Source organism: Streptomyces halobius, assembly GCF_023277745.1.
GTDB lineage: Bacteria > Actinomycetota > Actinomycetes > Streptomycetales > Streptomycetaceae > Streptomyces > Streptomyces halobius.
Genome location: NZ_CP086322.1, coordinates 7,116,918 through 7,136,128, shown reverse-complemented (window position 1 = coordinate 7,136,128; position 19,211 = coordinate 7,116,918). Strand labels below are relative to the sequence as shown.

Annotated in this window: 17 protein-coding genes and 1 riboswitch; of the genes, 8 read left to right on the top strand and 9 right to left on the bottom strand. The window is 71.8% G+C overall.

The features are described from left to right. Positions 1–21 precede the first annotated feature (21 nt). A riboswitch (TPP riboswitch) is annotated at positions 22–134 on the top strand. From thiO to K9S39_RS32365, 5 genes are all read left to right on the top strand, one after another. Further along, positions 132–1,367 carry a glycine oxidase ThiO gene (gene thiO, locus K9S39_RS32385; protein WP_248866881.1) on the top strand — a complete coding sequence of 412 codons (1,236 nt, stop codon included), beginning with the start codon at positions 132–134 and terminating at the stop codon, positions 1,365–1,367. (Overlaps the previous riboswitch by 3 nt.) A gap of 127 nt (positions 1,368–1,494) precedes the next feature. Beyond that, on the top strand, positions 1,495–1,737 hold the full coding sequence (gene thiS, locus K9S39_RS32380) for a sulfur carrier protein ThiS (RefSeq protein ID WP_248866880.1): 243 nt from the start codon (positions 1,495–1,497) through the stop codon (positions 1,735–1,737). A gap of 7 nt (positions 1,738–1,744) precedes the next feature. Next, on the top strand, positions 1,745–2,593 hold the full coding sequence (locus K9S39_RS32375) for a thiazole synthase (RefSeq protein WP_283113138.1): 849 nt from the start codon (positions 1,745–1,747) through the stop codon (positions 2,591–2,593). A gap of 277 nt (positions 2,594–2,870) precedes the next feature. Then, positions 2,871–4,865, top strand: a complete 1,995-nt coding sequence (pknB, locus tag K9S39_RS32370; protein ID WP_248866879.1) for a Stk1 family PASTA domain-containing Ser/Thr kinase — start codon at positions 2,871–2,873, stop codon at positions 4,863–4,865. A gap of 133 nt (positions 4,866–4,998) precedes the next feature. Further along, the gene (locus K9S39_RS32365; protein ID WP_248866878.1) at positions 4,999–5,910 is read left to right on the top strand and encodes a deoxyribonuclease IV; all 912 of its coding nucleotides are present in this window, start codon (positions 4,999–5,001) and stop codon (positions 5,908–5,910) included. Between the two features lie 32 nt (positions 5,911–5,942). Here K9S39_RS32365 and K9S39_RS32360 read toward each other — a convergent pair whose 3' ends face one another. Beyond that, positions 5,943–6,575 carry a sulfite oxidase-like oxidoreductase gene (locus K9S39_RS32360; protein ID WP_248866877.1) on the bottom strand — a complete coding sequence of 211 codons (633 nt, stop codon included), beginning with the start codon at positions 6,573–6,575 and terminating at the stop codon, positions 5,943–5,945. 147 nt (positions 6,576–6,722) lie between these two features. On the opposite strand from K9S39_RS32360, the gene bfr reads away from it, so the two are divergent. After that, the gene (bfr, locus tag K9S39_RS32355) at positions 6,723–7,199 is read left to right on the top strand and encodes a bacterioferritin (protein WP_248866876.1); all 477 of its coding nucleotides are present in this window, start codon (positions 6,723–6,725) and stop codon (positions 7,197–7,199) included. Positions 7,200–7,282: 83 nt separating this feature from the next. Here bfr and K9S39_RS32350 read toward each other — a convergent pair whose 3' ends face one another. The 3 genes from K9S39_RS32350 to K9S39_RS32340 form a co-directional block, all read right to left on the bottom strand. Then, positions 7,283–7,537, bottom strand: a complete 255-nt coding sequence (locus K9S39_RS32350; RefSeq protein ID WP_248866875.1) for a (2Fe-2S)-binding protein — start codon at positions 7,535–7,537, stop codon at positions 7,283–7,285. Between the two features lie 158 nt (positions 7,538–7,695). Next, positions 7,696–9,045, bottom strand: coding sequence for a class II 3-deoxy-7-phosphoheptulonate synthase (locus tag K9S39_RS32345; protein ID WP_248866874.1), 1,350 nt, complete (start codon positions 9,043–9,045; stop codon positions 7,696–7,698). A gap of 120 nt (positions 9,046–9,165) precedes the next feature. Next, entirely contained in the window at positions 9,166–10,497 is a 1,332-nt protein-coding gene (locus K9S39_RS32340; protein ID WP_406708052.1) for an aminotransferase class I/II-fold pyridoxal phosphate-dependent enzyme, read from the bottom strand. Between the two features lie 111 nt (positions 10,498–10,608). Between K9S39_RS32340 and K9S39_RS32335 the strand changes: the two genes are divergently transcribed. Then, entirely contained in the window at positions 10,609–11,250 is a 642-nt protein-coding gene (locus K9S39_RS32335; RefSeq protein ID WP_248869056.1) for an alpha/beta fold hydrolase, read from the top strand. A 172-nt stretch (positions 11,251–11,422) separates the two neighbouring features. Continuing rightward, positions 11,423–13,615, top strand: coding sequence for an anthranilate synthase family protein (locus K9S39_RS32330; RefSeq protein ID WP_248866873.1), 2,193 nt, complete (start codon positions 11,423–11,425; stop codon positions 13,613–13,615). Here the strand turns inward: K9S39_RS32330 and K9S39_RS32325 are convergent. From K9S39_RS32325 to K9S39_RS32305, 5 genes are all read right to left on the bottom strand, one after another. Continuing rightward, the gene (locus K9S39_RS32325; protein ID WP_248866872.1) at positions 13,581–14,597 is read right to left on the bottom strand and encodes a 2-hydroxyacid dehydrogenase; all 1,017 of its coding nucleotides are present in this window, start codon (positions 14,595–14,597) and stop codon (positions 13,581–13,583) included. The two genes, K9S39_RS32330 and K9S39_RS32325, sit on opposite strands and share 35 nt — an antisense overlap. Before the next feature lie 208 nt (positions 14,598–14,805). Further along, a complete protein-coding gene (locus K9S39_RS32320; RefSeq protein WP_248866871.1) occupies positions 14,806–15,834 on the bottom strand; it encodes a 6-phosphofructokinase in 1,029 nt (342 codons plus the stop codon). A 360-nt stretch (positions 15,835–16,194) separates the two neighbouring features. Next, positions 16,195–16,866, bottom strand: a complete 672-nt coding sequence (locus tag K9S39_RS32315) for a response regulator (RefSeq protein WP_248866870.1) — start codon at positions 16,864–16,866, stop codon at positions 16,195–16,197. A 73-nt stretch (positions 16,867–16,939) separates the two neighbouring features. Beyond that, a complete protein-coding gene (gene macS, locus K9S39_RS32310; RefSeq protein ID WP_406708051.1) occupies positions 16,940–18,226 on the bottom strand; it encodes a MacS family sensor histidine kinase in 1,287 nt (428 codons plus the stop codon). Positions 18,227–18,254: 28 nt separating this feature from the next. Then, positions 18,255–19,043 (bottom strand): lysophospholipid acyltransferase family protein, encoded by a 789-nt coding sequence (locus K9S39_RS32305; protein WP_248866869.1) that lies wholly within the window; start codon positions 19,041–19,043, stop codon positions 18,255–18,257. Positions 19,044–19,211 lie beyond the last annotated feature (168 nt).

Sequence of the window (19,211 nt, the reverse complement as noted above, 5' to 3'; positions counted from 1 at the left end):
GCCCGTATTAGGGTGACGGATGCACGCACTCGCGGGAGCCCGGACGCACCGGGCTGAGAGGGAGGCTGTCCGGCCTCCGACCGTACGAACCTGATCCGGGTCATGCCGGCGAAGGGAGGGGCTGGACGCCCATGCATCCATCTGCCACAGCACCGACACCGTCGAGCGCTCCACCGGGGCACCCCGACGTCCTCGTCATCGGGGGCGGCGTCATCGGCCTGGTCACGGCCTGGCGGGCGGCCGGCCGCGGGCTGGCCGTCACGGTGGCCGACCCCGCGCCGGGAGGCGGGGCCGCCCGGGTCGCGGCCGGCATGCTGGCCGCGGTCACCGAGCTCCACTACGGCGAGCAGACCCTGCTCGGCCTCAACCTCGCCTCCGCGGGCCGCTATCCGCGGTTCACGGCGGAGCTGGAGGAGGCCAGCGGACAGCGGATCGGCTACCGGAGGTGCGGCACCCTCGCCGTCGCCCTGGACGCCGACGACCGCGCCCATCTGCGGGAGCTGCACGCCCTGCAGACCCGGTCCGGGCTGGATTCACAGTGGCTGTCGGGGCGCGAGTGCCGCCGCCTGGAGCCGATGCTGGCCCCCGGGGTCCGCGGCGGCCTGCGGGTGGACGGCGACCATCAGGTCGACCCGCGCCGGCTGGCGAGCGCCCTGCTGATCGCCTGCGAACGGGCCGGTGTGACCTTCCGCCACGGCCGGGCGGCGCGGCTGACGGTCTCCGGGGGCCGCGCCTCGGGCGTCGAACTCGCCGACGGCACACGGCTGTCGGCCGGTCAGACGGTGCTGGCCGCGGGCAGCGACAGCGGGCGGCTGGCCGGTGTCCCCGAGGACGTGCTGCCTCCGGTGCGGCCGGTCAAGGGGCAGGTGCTGCGGCTGCGCATGCCGGACGCGCCGGCCGGCGGCTCCACCTTCCTGTCGCGCACCGTGCGGGCCGTCGTACGCGGCGGGCCGCTCTATCTGGTGCCCCGGGAGAACGGCGAACTGGTCGTCGGCGCCACCAGCGAGGAGCTGGGCTGGGACACCACCGTCACCGCGGGCGGCGTCTACGAGCTGCTGCGGGACGCGCACGAGCTGGTCCCCGGCATCACCGAGCTGCCGCTCGTCGAGACCATCGCCGGGCTGCGCCCCACCTCGCCCGACAACGCCCCGCTGCTCGGCCCGTCCCGGCTGCCCGGCCTCCACCTGGCCACCGGCCACTTCCGCAACGGGGTGCTGCTGACCCCGGTCACCGGCGACGCGATGGCCGAGCTGCTGGCCACCGGGAGCCTCCCGGAAGAGGCCCGTGCCTTCTCCCCGGCGCGGTTCGCCGCCGCTGGCGGCCCGAGGCCGGAGAGCGCCCGCGTCCGGGAGGAGCAGCCCGTATGAGCGAGCGCAGCATGGGCGTCCCCCGGCCGGAGGCGGGAGGAGAGTCATGGCAGGGTGCGCGCCTCGCGAATGCGAGGCCGAGCACAGCGTGGGGGTCCCCCCGGCCGAAGGCTGAGGGAGTGTCGGCATGAGCGACCCCGGCAACCGCGGCACCCCCGGTGTCCCCACGGTGTCCGTGTCCGTCAACGGGGAGCCCCGCGAGATCCCCGGCGGCCTGACGCTCGACCGGCTGGTGGCCACGTTGTCCACGGCGCCCGCCGGGGTGGCCGCCGCGGTCAACGAAACCGTGGTGCCGCGCACCCAGTGGCCCGCCACGACGCTCGGTGACGGCGACCGCGTCGAAGTGCTGACCGCCGTCCAGGGAGGCTGATCGCGGAATGGCCGACACCCATACCCACACCGATACCGCGATCCGGGCAACGGCCCCCGCCCCGGGCCCCGACCCGCTCACCATCGCCGGCACCACCTTCCGGTCCCGTCTGATCATGGGGACCGGCGGTGCGCCCAGCCTCGACGTCCTGGAACGCGCGCTGCTCGCCTCCGGGACGGAGCTGACGACGGTCGCCATGCGGCGACTGGACCCGACCGTGCAGGGCTCGGTGCTGTCCGTCCTCACGCGGCACGGGATCCGGGTGCTGCCGAACACCGCGGGCTGCTTCACCGCGGGCGAGGCGGTGCTCACCGCCCGGCTCGCCCGGGAGGCGCTCGGCACCGACTGGGTCAAACTGGAGGTCGTCGCCGACGAGCGGACCCTGCTGCCCGACCCGATCGAGCTGCTGGACGCCGCCGAGACCCTGGTGGACGACGGTTTCACGGTGCTGCCCTATACGAACGACGACCCGGTGCTGGCCCGCAGACTGGAGGACGTGGGCTGCGCCGCGATCATGCCGCTGGGCTCGCCGATCGGCTCCGGCCTCGGCATCCGTAACCCGCACAACTTCCAGCTGATCACCGAGCGGGCGGGCGTCCCCGTGGTGCTGGACGCGGGCGCGGGCACCGCCTCGGACGCGGCGCTGGCGATGGAGCTGGGCTGTGCGGCGGTGATGCTGGCGTCCGCGGTGACCCGGGCGCAGGAGCCGGAACTGATGGCGGAGGCGATGCGCCACGCGGTCGAGGCGGGCCGGCTGGCGCACCGCGCGGGCCGGATCCCGCGCCGCCACTTCGCCCAGGCGTCCTCGCCGACGGAGGGCGTGGCGGAGCTTGATCCGGAGCGGCCGGCGTTCTGAGGGGTGGGGTCTCCGGGGCAACCGCGGCTTTCGTTTTCCCGCCGCTTTCGTTTTCCCGCTTTCGTTTTCCCCAACCCCTTGTTTTTCCCCGCCGCCCACCCCCTTCGGGGGGTGGGCGGGTGTAGTGGTGCAGTTTCGGGGCGGGCGCGGATGGCGCGTCAGCGCCCCCGCCCCCCGCCCCCGCCTGCCGTGTTCCTGTCACTATTCGGCTGCAGTACGGCCCGGGTCGCCGCCGTGGCGCTCGACGTGTCAGTGCTTGCTCGTAGACTCGTCTGCCGTGGATACGACCCTTCAGGACCCACTCGTGGGCCGGCTGCTCGACGGCCGCTACCGCGTTCAGGCGCGCATCGCCGCCGGCGGCATGGCCACGGTGTACCGGGCCATGGACACCCGGCTCGACCGTGTGCTCGCGCTGAAGGTGATGCACCCGACCCTGGCCCTGGACGACGCGTTCGTCGACCGGTTCATCCGTGAGGCCAAGTCGGTCGCGCGCCTGTCGCACCCGAATGTGGTGGGTGTCTTCGACCAGGGCACGGACGGTACGTACGTCTATCTGGCGATGGAGTACGTGGCCGGGTGCACACTGCGCGATGTGCTGCGCGAGCGGGGCGCCCTGCAGCCGCGGGCCGCGCTGGACATCCTGGAGCCGGTCCTCGCCGCCCTGGGCGCCGCGCACCGCGCCGGCCTGGTGCACCGGGACATGAAGCCGGAGAACGTCCTGATCGGCGACGACGGCCGGGTCAAGGTCGCCGACTTCGGCCTGGTGCGCACCGTCGACACCCACACCACCGCCTCCACGGGCTCGGTCCTGGGAACCGTCTCGTATCTGGCGCCCGAGCAGATGGAGCACGGCACCGCGGACGCCCGGGTGGATGTCTACGCCTGCGGCGTGGTGCTCTACGAAATGCTGACCGGCGGCAAGCCGCATACCGGCAGCACCGCGGCGCAGATCCTCTACCAGCACCTGCACGAGGATGTGCGGCCACCGTCCGAGTTCGTCCCGGGGCTGGCGCCGCAGCTGGACGAGCTGGTGGCGCTGGCCACCGCCCGTGACCCGCAGCAGCGCGCGCAGGACGCGGTGGCGCTGCTGTCCCGCTCGCGGGCGGCCCGTGCGGAGCTGACCGACGAGCAGCTGGACATCGTGCCGCCGCAGGCCAAGGAGGAGCCCGCCGCTGGCCCTGCGGCGGGCGGCGGCGAGGCCGCGCGTACGGATGTGCTCCCCCGGGGCGGCGTCCAGATGCCGCTGCCCGCCGAGGAGGCTGATCTCAACGGGCTCAACCGCACCAGCCGGCTGGAGGTGCCCCCGGCGGACGCGGTGTCGCCCACGGACCGTACGACGCGGCTGCGTCCGGTGCCCGCCGCGGCGCCGCGTCCTGGCCTGCTCCAACGGCACCGGCTGCTGACCGTCATCGCGGCCGTGCTGCTCGTCCTCGGGGTGGGCACCGGCGTCTGGTACATCAATTCCGGCCAGTTCACGACCGTCCCCGCGGTGCTGGACATGCCGCAGGCCAAGGCGGAGCGGACGCTCCGCGACGAGGGACTGGGCGTGACGGTGAAGCGGAGCTTCAGCGCGAATGTGAAGCGCGGCCATGTGATGGCCACGGCCCCCGCGAACGGCCAGCGGATCCGCGGTACGGGCACGGTCACCATCACCGTCTCCCGCGGCCCGGAGATCGTCACGATTCCGGAGCTGAACGGCACCCCGGTCGCGGACGCCAAGCGCAAGCTGCGGGACCGCGGGCTCATCCCGGGCACCGAGCGCCGGGAGTTCAGCGACGAGGTCGCCAAGGGCTCGGTGATCCGTACCGACCCGGCGGCGGGCAGCCAGCGGCGGCCCGATACCGCGGTGGCGCTCACGATCAGCCGCGGGTCCGCGATCAAGGTGCCCGATGTGATCGGCGACGACAAGGCGGACGCCGCGGAGACGCTGCGCGACGAGGGCTTCAAGGTGAAGTTCGCGGCCGAGCCGGTGTTCTCCCAGGAGGACCGGGGCACCGTCGCCCAGCAGTCGCCCGGCGAGGGCAAGGAGCTGGGCAAGGGCGACACCGTCACCCTCACCCTCTCCAAGGGGCCGGAGATGGTCACCGTCCCGGATGTCACCGGCGCCCATGTCGACGAGGCCAAGCGGAAGCTGTCGGCCCTCGGTTTCCAGGTCGAGGTGAAGAAGCCGTTCCTGTTCCCGCAGGACACGGTCGACTCTCAGTCCGTCGAGGGCGGCGAGCAGGCGCCGAAGAGCAGCACGATCACCATCTGGCTGAAGGGAGCGCTCTAGCCGGTTCCAGGGGGTGTCGCTCCGGCAGCGCCGCAACCGCCGCAGCGATGCGACCAGCCCGCTCCGGCGGCTCCATAACCGCCGTCCGTCATCCGCCGGACGCCGCCCAAGGGCCACCTGGCACCCTGGGAGCGTGAGTACTTCCCCGTCCGCTTCCCCGTCCCCAGAGCGCGCCGAGCAGCGCGCCCGTGCACGCAATCCGGTCGGCGGCCATGTGCCGGTGGCCGGCGGCCTGGCCAAGGTCGGCCTTCCCTACGCCCGCGAGCTGGGCGGCGAGACCGTGCAGGTCTTCGTGGCCAATCCGCGCGGCTGGGCGACGCCGCCCGGGAACCCCGGGCAGGACGAGGCGTTCCGGGCGGCCTGCGCACGGGACGGCATCCCGGCGTACATCCACGCCCCCTACCTGATCAACTTCGGTTCGCACACCGAGGCGACCGTCGACAAGTCCGTGGCCTCCCTGCGGCACTCGCTGCGCCGCGGCCGGGAGATCGGCGCCCTCGGGGTGGTCGTGCACACCGGCTCGGCGACCGGCGGGCGGCCGCGTGCGCAGGCGCTGGCGCAGGTCAGGGAGCGGATGCGGCCGCTGCTGGACGAGTTGACGCACGACGACGCCCCATGGCTGCTGCTGGAGCCGACGGCGGGCCAGGGCGCCTCGCTGTGCGCACTGGCGGAGGATCTCGGGCCGTACTTCGACGTGCTGGACCGGCACCCCAGGCTGGGCGTCTGCCTCGATACGTGCCATGCCTTCGCGGCCGGTCACGACATGGCGGCGCCGGGCGGGATGAAGGCGCTGCTGGACGAGCTGGTGGAGGTCACCGGCGAGGGCCGGCTGAAGCTGATCCACGCCAATGACTCCAAGGACGTGGTCGGCGCCCACAAGGACCGGCACGCGAACATCGGCGCCGGGCACATCGGTGCGGAACCCTTCGGGGAGCTGTTCCGTCATCCGGCGACGGAGGGCGTGCCCCTGATGATCGAGACGCCGGGCGGCAAGGAGGGGCATGCCGCGGACGTGGCCCGCCTGAAGGAGTTGCGCGGCGGCTGACGGCCGTTCCCTCTGCGCATGAGGGCCGGGTCTCAGAGTTCGGGGCCCTCGCCCGGCTCCTCCTGGTAGGAGTACCGCTGCTCGCGCCACGGGTCGCCGAGGTTGTGATAGCCGCGCTCCTCCCAGAAGCCGCGGCGGTCCGCCGTCATGTACTCGATGCCGCGGACCCACTTGGGGCCCTTCCAGGCGTACAGATGCGGGACGACCAGCCGGACCGGGAAGCCGTGCTCGGCGGTGAGCAGTTCTCCGGAGCGGTGGGTGGCGAAGATGCAGTTCTCCGCGGCGAAATCCGCCAGCCGCAAATTCGAGCTGAATCCGTACTCGGCCCACACCATCACATGGGTGACATCCGGCGCGGGCGGCGCAAGCTCCAGGATTGTCCGTGTGAGCACCCCGCCCCATTCGGCGCCCAGCATGCTGAATTTGGTCACGCAATGCATATCGGAGACGACCGTCGCATACGGCAGTGCCGTGAATTCCTCGTGCGACCAGCAGTGTTTGGCGCCGCCCGCGGTGGCGCCGAAGGCCCGGAACTCCCAGCGCCCGGGGCGGAACTTCGGCACCGGCCCGTAGTGCGTCACCGGCCAGCCCCGCTGAAGTCGCTGCCCCGGAGGGAGCTCAGGATGCTCCTGTTCGCGGCGTTCCGGCTGACCCATGTCCTCCATGTTGTCAGACCGGGAGGGGTGCCGAGGACCAGGGAGGGAAGGATTCGGGCAACTCGTACTAAGCGTGAACTTACTGGACGGCTCGCTCCGGGCGGTGCGAGGATGCGCGGCATCTGCCCAGTTCACGCGCGGAAGGAGCCCGCTGCCATGCAGGGCGACCCCGAGGTCATCGAATTCCTCAACGAGCAGCTGACTGCCGAGCTGACCGCGATCAACCAGTACTTCCTGCATGCCAAGATGCAGGAGAACTTCGGCTGGACGAAGCTCGCGAAGTACACCCGCAGCGAGTCGTTCGACGAGATGAAGCACGCCGAGGTGCTGACCGATCGTCTTCTCTTCCTCGAAGCGCTGCCGAATTACCAGCGACTTTTCCACGTACGAGTCGGCCAGACCGTCACCGAGATGTTCCAGGCGGACCGGCAGATCGAGGTCGAGGCCATCGACCGGCTGCGGCGCGGTATCGAGTTGATGCGCAGCAAGGGCGACATCACCTCGGCGAATATCTTCGAGGACATCCTCGCGGACGAGGAGCATCACATCGACTATCTCGACACTCAGCTGGAGCTGATCGAGAAGCTCGGCGAGGCGCTCTACATCGCCCAGCAGATCGAGCAGCCGAGCTGAGTCGGGACGACCGGGAAGAACCGGAGAACCAGTCATGCTCACCCGGCCCGCCGTCCACCGCCCACCCGAACGGCCCCTGGGGGTTACGCGGCCCCCGGGAACCCCGCGAGCACCCCTTCGGCCGCCTCCGCGACCAGCGGCTCGGGCGCACCCTCGTCGATGAGCTCACGCCGGGGGCAGGCGCCACGGCCGAGCAGCGCCTGGATGCGGCGTACGCAGTTGCCGCAGTCGGTGCCGGCCTTGCAGGCGGAGGCGATCTGGCGGGGTGTGCAGGCGCCCGTATCCGCGTGCTCGCGGACCTGCTGCTCGGTGATCCCGAAGCATGAGCAGACGTACACGCGGTTTCACCCCCGAGAGGATTGGCTCGTCGATCCGGCTGATCTTGAGTGAGGTTACCCTTACCTTACCTGCCGCGGCGGGTGCTGCACAACGCAGTGGGGCACGGATCGTATGATCCGTGCCCCACTGCGTTCGTCCGGCTTGCGCGCAGTCCCGCTTACTGGTGGCGGTACATCTCCGCCACCAGGAACGCCAGGTCCAGCGACTGGCTGCGGTTGAGCCGCGGGTCGCAGGCGGTCTCGTAGCGCTGGTGCAGATCGTCGACGAAGATCTCGTCGCCGCCGCCCACGCACTCCGTGACATCGTCGCCGGTCAGCTCGACGTGGATGCCGCCCGGGTGGGTGCCGAGGCTCTTGTGGACCTCGAAGAAGCCCTTGACCTCGTCCAGCACATCGTCGAAGCGACGGGTCTTGTGCCCCGAGGCCGCCTCGAAGGTGTTGCCGTGCATCGGGTCGCAGATCCACGCGACCTGGGCGCCGGAGGCGGTGACCTTGTCGACCAGCTCGGGGAGCCTGTCGCGGATCTGGTCCGCGCCCATGCGGGTGATGAAGGTCAGCCGGCCCGGCTCACGATCCGGGTCGAGGCGCTCGATCAGGGTGAGCGCGTCCTCGGGCGTGCTGGTCGGGCCGAGCTTGACGCCGATCGGATTGCGGATCCGGGAGGCGAACTCGATGTGCGCGCCGTCCAGCTGGCGGGTGCGCTCGCCGATCCAGACCATGTGGCCGGAGACGTCGTAGAGGTTGCCGGTACGCGAGTCGACGCGGGTCAGCGCCGACTCGTAGTCCAGGATCAGCGCCTCGTGCGAGGAGAAGAACTCCACCGTCTTGAACTCCTCCGGGTCCACCCCGCAGGCGTTCATGAAGTTCAGCGCGCGGTCGATCTCGCGGGCCAGCGCCTCGTAACGCTGCCCGGAGGGCGAGGACTTCACGAAGTCCTGGTTCCAGGCGTGCACCTGGCGCAGGTCGGCGTAGCCGCCGGTGGTGAAGGCGCGGACGAGGTTCAGCGTCGCCGCGGAGGCGTGGTACATCCGCTTCAGCCGCTGCGGGTCCGGGATCCGGGCCTCGGAGGTGAACTCGAAGCCGTTGACGGAGTCGCCGCGGTAGGTCGGCAGCGTCACCCCGTCGCGGGTCTCGGTGGGTTTGGAGCGCGGCTTGCTGTACTGGCCGGCGATCCGGCCGACCTTGACCACCGGGACGGACCCGGCGTAGGTCAGTACGGCGCCCATCTGGAGGAGCGTCTTGAGCTTGTTGCGGATGTGCTCGGCGGAGACGGCGTCGAATGCCTCCGCGCAGTCGCCGCCCTGCAGCAGGAACGCCTCACCACGGGCGACGGCTCCCAGGCGCTCACGCAGCTGGTCGCACTCGCCCGCGAAGACGAGCGGTGGATAGGACTCAAGCTCCGCGATCACATCGCGCAGAGCCTCTTGGTCCGGCCAGTCAGGCTGCTGCGCCGCGGGCAGATCTCGCCAGGTGTTGCCACCGGCGTGGGTTTCAGCGTTCACGGTCACATGCCCAACATTACGGGTTCCTGGCGGGCGTCCAGCACGACGACCGCACTATGAGACACGCTCCACATCGCGCGCTGTGCCGGGCACGGCACGCGATGCCCGGCCCCTCGGAAGCCCCGCTCACTCCGGGAGCGCGTCCTCCGGAGCGCCGCGGGCGATGGCCGCGAGCGTGCTCAGCGCGTACGGCAGCAGCGTCATGGGAGCACCGGCCAGGCCGAGGCGTACGGCGTTCGGGGCGGGCGCGGCGCCCTGCGTGCCCTCGGGGGCGACCGCGAACGCCGTGGCCGGGGTGACGGCGATGCCGCGCCGGGCGGCGGCGGCCAGGAAGCACTCCGCGCGCCAGCCGTCCGGCAACTGCCACCAGGCGAAGTAGGAGCGGGGGCCGGTCCGTACGTCGAACCCTTCGAGGTGCTCACGGACCAGCGCCTGCCGGGCGGCGGCGTCCCGACGTTTGGCGCGGACGACGCGGTCCACGGTGCCGTCGGCCAGCCAGCGGGTGACGGCTTCCAGGGCGAAGCCGGGGGCGGTCCAGCCGCCGGAACGCAGGGCTGCGGCGGCCTTGTCGGTCAGCGGCGCGGGGGTGAGGAGCAGACCGACGGTGAGGCCGGGGGCCAACCGCTTGGAGAGGCTGTCGACGAGGACGGTGCGCTCGGGCGCCAGCGCGGCGAGCGGCGGCAGCGGCGGGCCGGGCGGGAAGGGTACGCGGGGCGGCAGCGGCAGCCCCGCGCCGCGCGGCACCCCGGGGGTGAAGGGGGCGAACGGTGATACGGGGGCGGGCCCCACCAAGGGGGCCGACTGCATCCCGGGGGCGCCGGGAAGGCCCGCGGCCGCCGCACCCGGCAGGCCGGCCGGCTCCGGGGCGAGCGGCGGAGCGGGCCCGGCCGGCTCCGCACCGTAGACGGCGCGGAACACCTCCGGCCGCTTCTCGCCCACTCCCCCTTCCCCGGCCGCGCCCCCGTCCGCGCCCTCCTGCAGAAACGACCAGATCGCGTCCTCCACCGCCCACAGATCCAGCTCCCGCAGAGTCTCGGCCAGTTCGGCGCGCCGCTGGGGCGGCATGGTCACACCGAGCGGGTTGTGCAGGGTGGGCTGGAGATAGACCGCCCGCAGCGGGGCGGAGCGGTGGGCGGCACGTACCGCGTCGGGGCACAGCCCGGACGCGTCCGTCGCGAGCGGTACAAGGGTCACGCCGATCCGCGCCGCGATGCCCTTGACCAGCGGATAGGTGAACTCCTCGACGCCCAGCCGGCCGCCCGGCGGAACCAGCGCGGCCACCGCGCCGGCCACCGCCTGCCGCCCGTTGCCCGCGAACAGGATCCGTTCCGGATCGGCGCCGGCCAGTCCCGCGCGGGTGAGGAGCCCGGCCGCGGCGCTGCGGGCCGCCAGGGTGCCGGCCGGACCGACCGGGCCCATCACCGCTTCGAGGGCGTCGGGGCGCAGCAGCGGGGTCATGCCGTCGGCGAGCAGTGCGGCCTGTTCGGGGACGACGGGGTAGTTGAGTTCGAGGTTGACGCGGGTGCCGGCGGCGGGGGCGGCCGGTTCGGCGAGCGCGGGCCCCGGGGCGTGCTGTGCGGCGCGGACGTAGGTGCCGCGGCCGACCTCGCCGACGGTCAGGCCGCCCGTGACCTCGCCGCGCTCCTCGACGCGCTGGGCCTGTCGGCCGAGCGGATCGTGCTCGGCGGGCTGTCCATGGGCGGCCAGATCGTCATGGAGTTCGCCCGGCTGTTCCCGGAGCGGCTGCGCGGCCTGGTACTCGCCGACACCTTCGCGAAGGGCGAGACCGCCGAGGGCAAGGCGATCAGGAACGCCACCGCCGACCGGCTGCTGAGGGAGGGCATGCGCGGCTACACGGACGAGGTGCTGGACAAGATGATCGCGCCGTACACCATCGCGCGGCAGCCGGAGGTCGCCGCGCACGTCCGCCGGATGATGCTCGGCGCACCGCCCGAGGGAGCCGCCGCGGCGCTCCGCGGCCGGGCCGAACGTCCCGACTACACCGGACTGCTGCGGCGGATCGCAGTGCCCGCACTGGTCGTGGTCGGCGCGGACGACAGCTACACCCCGGTCTCCGACGCGGAGTTCCTGCACCGGCACATCCGGGACGCGACGCTCGCCGTCATCGAGGGGGCCGCCCATCTCCCGAACCTGGAGCGGCCCGATCTGTTCGACGAAGCACTCGGCAAGTTCCTGGCCACCATCCGGTAGGGTGCGCCCCATGCACGCGCAACCGGCCATGAACATGAACTGGTGGTGGACCGCTCATCCGGCGGCCCACTGATTCGCGCGCACTCCACACACTCCGCGAAGGCCGCCCGAGGGGCGGCCTTCAGTGTTCTCACCGGCCGTTCCTCTCCTCGCTCCCCCGGAAGGAACCGCCATGCCCCGCGAGCCCCTCGCACCGACCGACGCCACCCCGGCCGCCACCGCGCTCATCCGGCGGCTGCTCGACCCCGCCTGCCCGCCGTTCGCCCTGCTCCGCCGCCGCACCCCCGGGCGGGACACGGCCGGCTCCCCCGCCACCGTCGAAGTGCTCATCGGCGAGGTGGACGAGGTCGAGCTGCTGGCCGACATCCCGCTGGGCGACGGTGTGCCGGACGCGCCCGTGACCGACGCGCTGGCACTGATCCCGTTCCGGCAGATCCGCGAGCGCGGCTTCCGCGCGCACGACGACGGCACTCCGCTGGCCGTGCTGCGCCCCCGGGAGACCGCCGAACTCCCCCTGGACGAACTGCTGGCGGCCCTTCCGGCGCATGACGTGCGGGTGACGGACGGGGCGTTCGATGTGGACGACACGGCGTACGCGGAGATCGTCGAGCGGGTGGTCCGGGACGAGATCGGCACCGGTGAGGGCGCGAACTTCGTCATCCGCCGGACGTTCGAAGGAGTGATCGACGGCTTCTCGGCCGCCGACGCTCTGGCGCTGTTCCGCCGGCTGCTGGCCGGGGAGCGCGGCGCGTACTGGACGTATGTCGTCCACCGGCCCGGGGTGCGCACGCTGGTGGGCGCCAGCCCCGAGGCGCACGTCCGGATGACAGGCGGGAGGGGCGAGCGCGAAGCGCTCTCGGCTGTGGGTGGCGGGCGACGGGCGGGAACGGTCGTGATGAACCCGATCAGCGGTACGTACCGGTATCCGGCCGGCGGTCCCACCCCCGAGAGCCTGCTGGCGTTTCTCGGCGACCGCAAGGAGGTCGAGGAGCTGTCCATGGTGGTGGACGAGGAGCTGAAGATGATGTGCACCGTCGGCGACCAGGGCGGTGTGGTGATCGGGCCCCGGCTCAAGGAAATGGCCCATCTGGCCCATACCGAATACGAGTTGCGCGGCCGGTCCACCCTCGATGTGCGGGAGGTCCTCAGGGAGACGATGTTCGCGGCGACGGTCACCGGGTCGCCGGTGCAGAACGCCTGCCGGGTCATCGAGCGGTATGAGCCGGTGGGCCCTGACGGGCGCGGGCGGGGCTACTACGCGGGCGCCCTGGCACTCATCGGCCGGGACGCCGGGGGTGCGCAGACCCTGGACTCGGCGATCCTGATCCGTACCGCCGATATCGCCGGTGGGGGCACCTCCCGCTCATGGGGGTCCCCCCGCTCAAGCGCAGTCGAGAGTGGGGGAGAAGCCGAGAGCGGGGGAGGCGGGCTGCGGGTGCCCGTCGGCGCCACCCTGGTCCGCGCCTCCGACCCGCACGGCGAGGTCGCCGAGACCCACGCCAAGGCCGCCGGGGTGCTCACCGCCCTCGGGGTGCGGCCCGCGCCCGGCCACGGTGCGGGCGGCGCCGCCGGGGAGCCGCCGCGGCTGGCCGACGATCCGCGGGTGCGGGCCGCGCTGGACGCCCGCCGCGCCGACCTCGCGCCCTTCTGGCTGCGGATGCGGAGCACCGCGCCGACCGCGGCGCTGAGCGGCCACGCACTGGTCATCGACGGCGAGGACACCTTCACCGCGATGCTGGCGCATCTGCTGCGCACCTCCGGACTGACCGTCACCGTCCGCCGCTACGACGCACCGGGACTGCGCGAGGCCGCCCACGCGCACCGGGGGCCGGTCGTGCTGGGCCCGGGGCCGGGCGACCCGTCCGACACCACCGACCCCAAGATGCGTTTTCTGCGTTCGCTGACGGCGGAACTCATAGCGGAGCACCAGCACGGGCCCGCCCGTCGCCCGGCCTTCCCCGAGCTCTCGACTCCGTTCGAGCAGGGGAGTTCCCCATCCCCTCATCGAGGTTCTTCGGACCGCCCAATTCTGGGGGTCTGCCTCGGGCACGAACTGCTCGCCGCCGAGCTGGGACTGGAGATCGTACGCAAGGACGTGCCGTTCCAGGGCGCACAGGAGCGGATCGACTTCTTCGGGCGCCCGGAGACGGTCGGCTTCTACAACACCTTCACGGCCCGCTGCGATGACACCACAGCCGCCGAACTGGCCATGCACCGCATCGAGTTGAGTCGGGACGCGGCGACCGGCGAGGTGCACGCGCTGCGCGGTCCGGGCTTCGCGGGGGTGCAGTTCCACCCCGAGTCGGTGCTGACGCTGGACGGCGCCGGGGTCATCGCGGGGCTGTTGGCAGCTGTCCTCGTGTGACCAGCATGTTCTCGTTGGTGCGGCCGGCCAGATAGTCCTGGACGTTGGTCACGGTGGTCTCGATGATCTGGCCGACCGCTTCTTCGGTGAAATACGCCTGGTGCGAGGTGACCAGCACATTCGGGAACGTCATCAGGCGGGCGAGGATGTCGTCCCTGATCACGTCCAGGGACCGGTCGCAGTTGAACAGCCCGGCCTCCTCCTCGTAGACGTCCAGGCCGACGCCGGTCAGCCGGCCCGCCTTGAGCGTCTCGACGAGGGCGGCGGTGTCGATCAGCCCGCCGCGGCTGGAGTTGATCAGGATCGCGTCGTCCTTCATCGCGGCCAGCGCACTCGCGTCGACGAGATGCCAGGTGGTCTCCAGCAGCGGGACGTGCAGGGAGACCAGGTCCGCCTCGGCGAAGAGCTGGTCCTTGCCGACGTACTTCATGCCGAGCGCGGCACAGCGGGGGTTCTCGGCGATGTCCCAGCCGAGCAGACGCATACCGAAGCCATGGGCGATCCGGGTGAACGCCTCGCCGATCCGGCCGGTGCCCATCACACCCGCCGTACGGCCGCGCAGATCGCGGCCCATCAGGCCGTCCAGCCGGAAATCGAAGTGCCGGGTGCGGCCGGCGGCGGGTACGAGATGCCGGTTCACGGCCAGCGCGAGGCCCCAGGCGAATTCCGCGACCGCGTACGGCGAGTAGGCGGCGACCCGGCCGATGGTCATGAGGAGGTCGGCCGCGGCCTCCAGATCGATGTTGTTGAAGCCGGTGGCGCGCTGAGCGATCATCTTGGTGCCGCCGGCCGAGAGGGTCTGCAGGACATCGGCGCTCAGATCGGCATTGACGTTGCTGCTGACGATCTCGTAGCCGTGCGCGATGGGGACGGTGTCGCGGTTGAGGACGACATCCAGGCTGCGGACCTGGTGACGGCCTTCGAAGGCCCTCGCCAGCAGCGGCTGCTCGTCCGCCTGCACGCCGAATGCGACGATCTCCACGACTTCTCCCGCCGGTCCCGTTTCCCGCGCTGCCGATGCCCTCTACGTCTCCCACACCTTCTGCGTCCTCGACGACGGCGTTGCCGACACTCCCGCTACGCCATCCGTTTCTCCCGCTACGAGCGATAGGCCGAATATGCCGAATATACGGCCCATCGCTCGGTGGTGCCGTCCGGAGCGGGCGGGCGGCGTCGGGAACGGGCAGCGCTCAGCCGAAGAAGACGCCGCACTCGGAGTAGAGCGACGGATCGACGGTCTTGAGCTTCGCGGTCGCCTCGGCGATCGGCACCCGGACGATGTCCGTACCGCGCAGGGCGACCATCTTCCCGAAGTCGCCGTCCCGCACCGCGTCGATGGCGTGCAGCCCGAAGCGAGTGGCCAGCCAGCGGTCGAAGGCGCTGGGGGTGCCACCGCGCTGGGTGTGCCCGAGCACCGTGGTCCGGGCCTCCTTGCCCGTACGCGCCTCGATCTCCTTGGCCAGCCACTCCCCCACGCCCGACAGACGGACATGCCCGAAGGAGTCGGTGGAGCCGTCCTTGAGCACCATCTGGCCGTCCTTGGGCATCGCGCCCTCGGCGACGACCACGATCGGGGCGTAGCGGACCTTGAAGCGGGAGTCGATCCAGCGGCAGACCTGCTCGATGTCGAAGCGCTGCTCGGGGATGAGGATGACATTCGCCCCGCCGGCCAGGCCCGAGTGCAGCGCGATCCAGCCGGCGTGCCGGCCCATCACCTCGACGACCAGCACCCGCATATGGGATTCGGCGGTGGTGTGCAGCCGGTCGATGGCCTCGGTGGCCACGCCGACGGCGGTGTTGAAGCCGAAGGTGTAGTCCGTGGCCGAGAGGTCGTTGTCGATGGTCTTGGGGACGCCGACGCAGGGCACGCCGTATTCACCGTGGAGGCGGGCGGCGACGCCGAGGGTGTCCTCGCCGCCGATCGTGATCAGCGCGTCGACCTCCTGCTTGCGCAGCGTCTCCTTGATCCGGTGGACGCCGTCGTCCGCCTTGAGGGGGTTGGTCCGCGACGAGCCCAGAATCGTGCCGCCTCGGGGCAGAATGCCGCGGACCGCCGGGATGTCCAGCGGGACCGTGTCGCCCTCCAGCGGCCCGCGCCAGCCGTCGCGGAAGCCGACGAACTCGTATCCGTGCTCCTGGGTGCCCTTGCGGACGGCGCCCCGGATCACCGCGTTCAGACCGGGGCAGTCGCCGCCGCCCGTCAGTACTCCGATCCGCATCGTTGCCTCACCTACATCCCGTCAGGGCCGCGCACACGGCCATGAATGAGCCGACCCTGGTCACGCTAATGGTGATCTGGGTCACCCTGGGACGAGGTGAGGGGCGATTCGGTTGATTCGCCGGGGAGTTGACGCACGGCGTTCACCCGTACGAGCGGGACCGGATGGGTCTGCGGTACCGGTAATACCGCCCCGGTCCCTCGGCCTTCCGTACCGGAATACCGCCCCCGTACCGGGAATACCGCCCCGCCCCTCCGCGTTGTGGCCTGCAAGGGGCGCACCCAACCCTCAAGGGTTCCGTTCGACCAACCCTTAAGGGTCTACGCGAAGGGTCTACGCGGCCCCCTAGCGCCTACGCGCCTACGCGCCGTCCAGCCCCCGCTCGATCGCGTACCGCACCAGCTCCACGCGGTTGTGCAACTGCAGCTTGCCGAGGGTGTTCTGGACGTGGTTCTGCACCGTGCGGTGCGAGATGACCAGCCGCTCGGCGATCTGCTTGTACGAGAGCCCCTTGGCGACCAGGCGCAGCACCTCGGTCTCCCGGTCCGTCAGCCGCGGCGCGCCGGGCTCGTCCGGCGTCGCCGGGGCGGGCTCCGTCGCCAGCCTGCGGTACTCGCCCAGTACCAGACCGGCCAGCCCCGGGGTGAACACGGGGTCGCCGGCGGCCGTACGCCGCACCGCGTCCAGCAGTTCCCCGGTGCTCGCCGACTTCAGCAGATAGCCGGTCGCCCCGGACTTGACCGCCTCCAGCACATCGGCGTGCTCTCCGCTCGCGGAGAGCACCAGCACCCGCAGCGCGGGATCGGTGCCCATCAGTTCCCTGCACACCTGGACGCCGGGCAGCCCCGGCAGATTGAGGTCCAGGATCAGTACGTCGGGCGACGCGGCCTGCGCCCGGCGCACCGCCTGCGGGCCGTCCCCGGCCGTCGCCACCACGTCGAACCCGGCCTCGGCCAGATCCCGCGCGACCGCGTCCCGCCACATCGGGTGGTCGTCGACCACCATGACCTTCAGGCCCGTCTGCTCACTCATGCCGAGACCTCGCTCCGCTCGGCCTCGCATTCGCTCGGCACGCACCTCTTCATGGCTCGCTCGCTACGCTCGCTCACGCCGTACCCTTCCCCCGTCTCCCGCCCTCGGGCGCACCGCCCTTGGGGACCTTCAACTCCACTTCCGTGCCCTGGCCGGGGACCGAGATCCAGTCCGCACTGCCGCCCAGCTCCCGCAACCGTCCGCGGATCGACAGGGCCACCCCGAGCCGGCCCTCGCGCTCGGCGTCGGCGAGCCGCCCCTCGGGAATGCCGGGGCCGTCGTCGCGCACCGTCACGATCACCTCGTCCGGTTCGTCCTCCACCAGGATCCACGCCTCGGCGTCGGGCCCCGCGTGCCTTCGCACATTGTCCAACGCGGCACCGACAGCGGCCGTCAGCTCCGCCGCCGCGACGGCCGGCAGCTCGACCGGGGCGCCGGGCTCGGAGAAGGTGATACCGGCGCCCGCGTACGGCCCGAGCAGCGCCCGGATGTCGCACGGCGCACCGGGCCGGTCCGGCAGCGGGGCGGCGGGCCTCGGCGCCGGTGCGCCGGAGGGCGCCGCGGGGCCCGCCCCGTTCGTCCGTTGTCGCGGCGGCACCAGCCCGCTGGAGACCAACGTCCGCAGCGCGACCTCCTGTTCGCCCGCCATCCGGCCCAGTTCCGCGGCCTCGCCGCCGATCGCGGCGCCCCGCCGCTGCACCATGGCCAGCACCTGGAGCACGCTGTCGTGGATATCGCGGGCCAGCCGCTCCCGTTCGCGGGTGGCGGCCTCGATCTGCAGCGCGCGGGCGAGGGTGCGCTCACTGGCGCGGGCCACCTCGACGACATAGCCGATGGCGACACTGGCCACCCACACCAGGACCACGTTGTGGACGGTGTCGCGGGCCAGCTCCTGGCGTTCGAGGAGATTGGCGACGGCGACGGCGGCGGAGGCCGCCGCGGCCCAGCGCCAGCCGCCCTTGATCGCGAAGCCCAGGACCGCGCCCGCCGTCCAGATGGACGGCAGCGTGGGCGCGCCGTCCATGATGCGGGCGTGGGTGTCGACCAGCGGTGTGAGGAGGATGCCGCCGACCGCGAAGGAGAGGTCGGCGATCAGGAAGTGCCGGGTGCAGCGTTCGGCGGACGTGGTACGCCGCCAGGTCAGCGCCATCCAGACGGTGAGCGCGCCCATGTAGGCGGCCGCCCCCAGCGGATGGGCGTACTTGTCGTAGGAGAGCGCGACGAGGACGAGCGTGTAGACCAGGGTGAGGATCCGGTAGCCTGTGAGCGCGCGCCACAGAGGAAGCTCGACGGACATCCGCAGCACCTTGGGACGCTTGCCCTTGCGTCTGCTCACGGTCCGTATCTCGGCATCCGTCATGCCGGCCCCCACCCCCTGCCGGGCATCGCTACGCCCCGGCCTCGGCCTTGCCCTTGCCCCTGCGCTTGCTCTTCTTCTCCGCGACGGCGTGCCCCGCCTTCTCCGCCTTCTCCGCTTCCGCCTTCTTCTTTGCGGCATCCGCGATCTGGCGCTTCGCCGCCGTCGCGTAGATGTCGACATACTCCTGGCCGGACAGCTTCATGATCTCGTACATGACTTCATCGGTGACCGACCGCAGGATGAAGCGGTCGCCCTCCATGCCCTGATAGCGGCTGAAGTCCAGCGGCTTGCCGATACGGATGCCCGGCCGGATCATCTTCGGCATGATCTTGCCCGGAGGCTGCACCTTCTCGGTGTCGATCATCGCCACAGGGATCACCGGCGCCCCGGTGGCCAGCGCGACCCGCGCCAGACCGCCCGGCTTGCCGCGGTAGAGCCGGCCGTCCGGGGAGCGGGTGCCCTCCGGGTAGATGCCGAACAGCTCACCGTGCTCCAGCACCTCGATACCGCTCTTGATCGCCGCCTCGCCCGCGCCACGGGCGCCCGAGCGGTCCACCGGGAGCTGGCCCACGCCCTTGAAGAACGCCGCCGTCAGCTTCCCCTTCACACCCGGGGAAGTGAAGTATTCGGCCTTCGCGATGAAGGTGACCTTGCGGTCGAGCACCGCGGGCAGGAAGAAGGAGTCCGAGAAGGACAGATGGTTGCTCGCGAGGATCGCCGGACCCTCGGCGGGAATGTTCTCGATGCCTTCCACCCAGGGCCTGAAGGCAAGCTTCAGCGACCCGCCGATGGAAAACTTCATTGCGCCGTAGATCAACCGACTGCCTCCTGTGTGTGACGCAAAGACCTTAACCTGCCCCGCCGCCCCGCTCGCCGCGACGGGGCGGCGACAGGGCTGCGACGTCCCGCCGGCCGCCCGGCAGGACGCCCGCGGCCGTCCCCGGAGTTCCCCCTTCGGCAGCCCCCGTCGGACCTATCCGGTCAC

Bases quoted from the DNA above. Each gene is read 5' to 3' on its own strand.
- macS (WP_406708051.1), bottom strand. From the start codon at position 18,226: ATGACGGATGCCGAGATACGGACCGTGAGCAGACGCAAGGGCAAGCGT.
- K9S39_RS32330 (WP_248866873.1), top strand. From the start codon at position 11,423: ATGCCCCGCGAGCCCCTCGCACCGACCGACGCCACCCCGGCCGCCACC.
- K9S39_RS32360 (WP_248866877.1), bottom strand. From the start codon at position 6,575: ATGGAGGACATGGGTCAGCCGGAACGCCGCGAACAGGAGCATCCTGAG.
- thiS (WP_248866880.1), top strand. From the start codon at position 1,495: ATGAGCGACCCCGGCAACCGCGGCACCCCCGGTGTCCCCACGGTGTCC.
- K9S39_RS32375 (WP_283113138.1), top strand. From the start codon at position 1,745: ATGGCCGACACCCATACCCACACCGATACCGCGATCCGGGCAACGGCC.
- K9S39_RS32340 (WP_406708052.1), bottom strand. From the start codon at position 10,497: ATGACCCCGCTGCTGCGCCCCGACGCCCTCGAAGCGGTGATGGGCCCG.
- bfr (WP_248866876.1), top strand. From the start codon at position 6,723: ATGCAGGGCGACCCCGAGGTCATCGAATTCCTCAACGAGCAGCTGACT.
- K9S39_RS32320 (WP_248866871.1), bottom strand. From the start codon at position 15,834: ATGCGGATCGGAGTACTGACGGGCGGCGGCGACTGCCCCGGTCTGAAC.
- thiO (WP_248866881.1), top strand. From the start codon at position 132: ATGCATCCATCTGCCACAGCACCGACACCGTCGAGCGCTCCACCGGGG.
- K9S39_RS32315 (WP_248866870.1), bottom strand. From the start codon at position 16,866: ATGAGTGAGCAGACGGGCCTGAAGGTCATGGTGGTCGACGACCACCCG.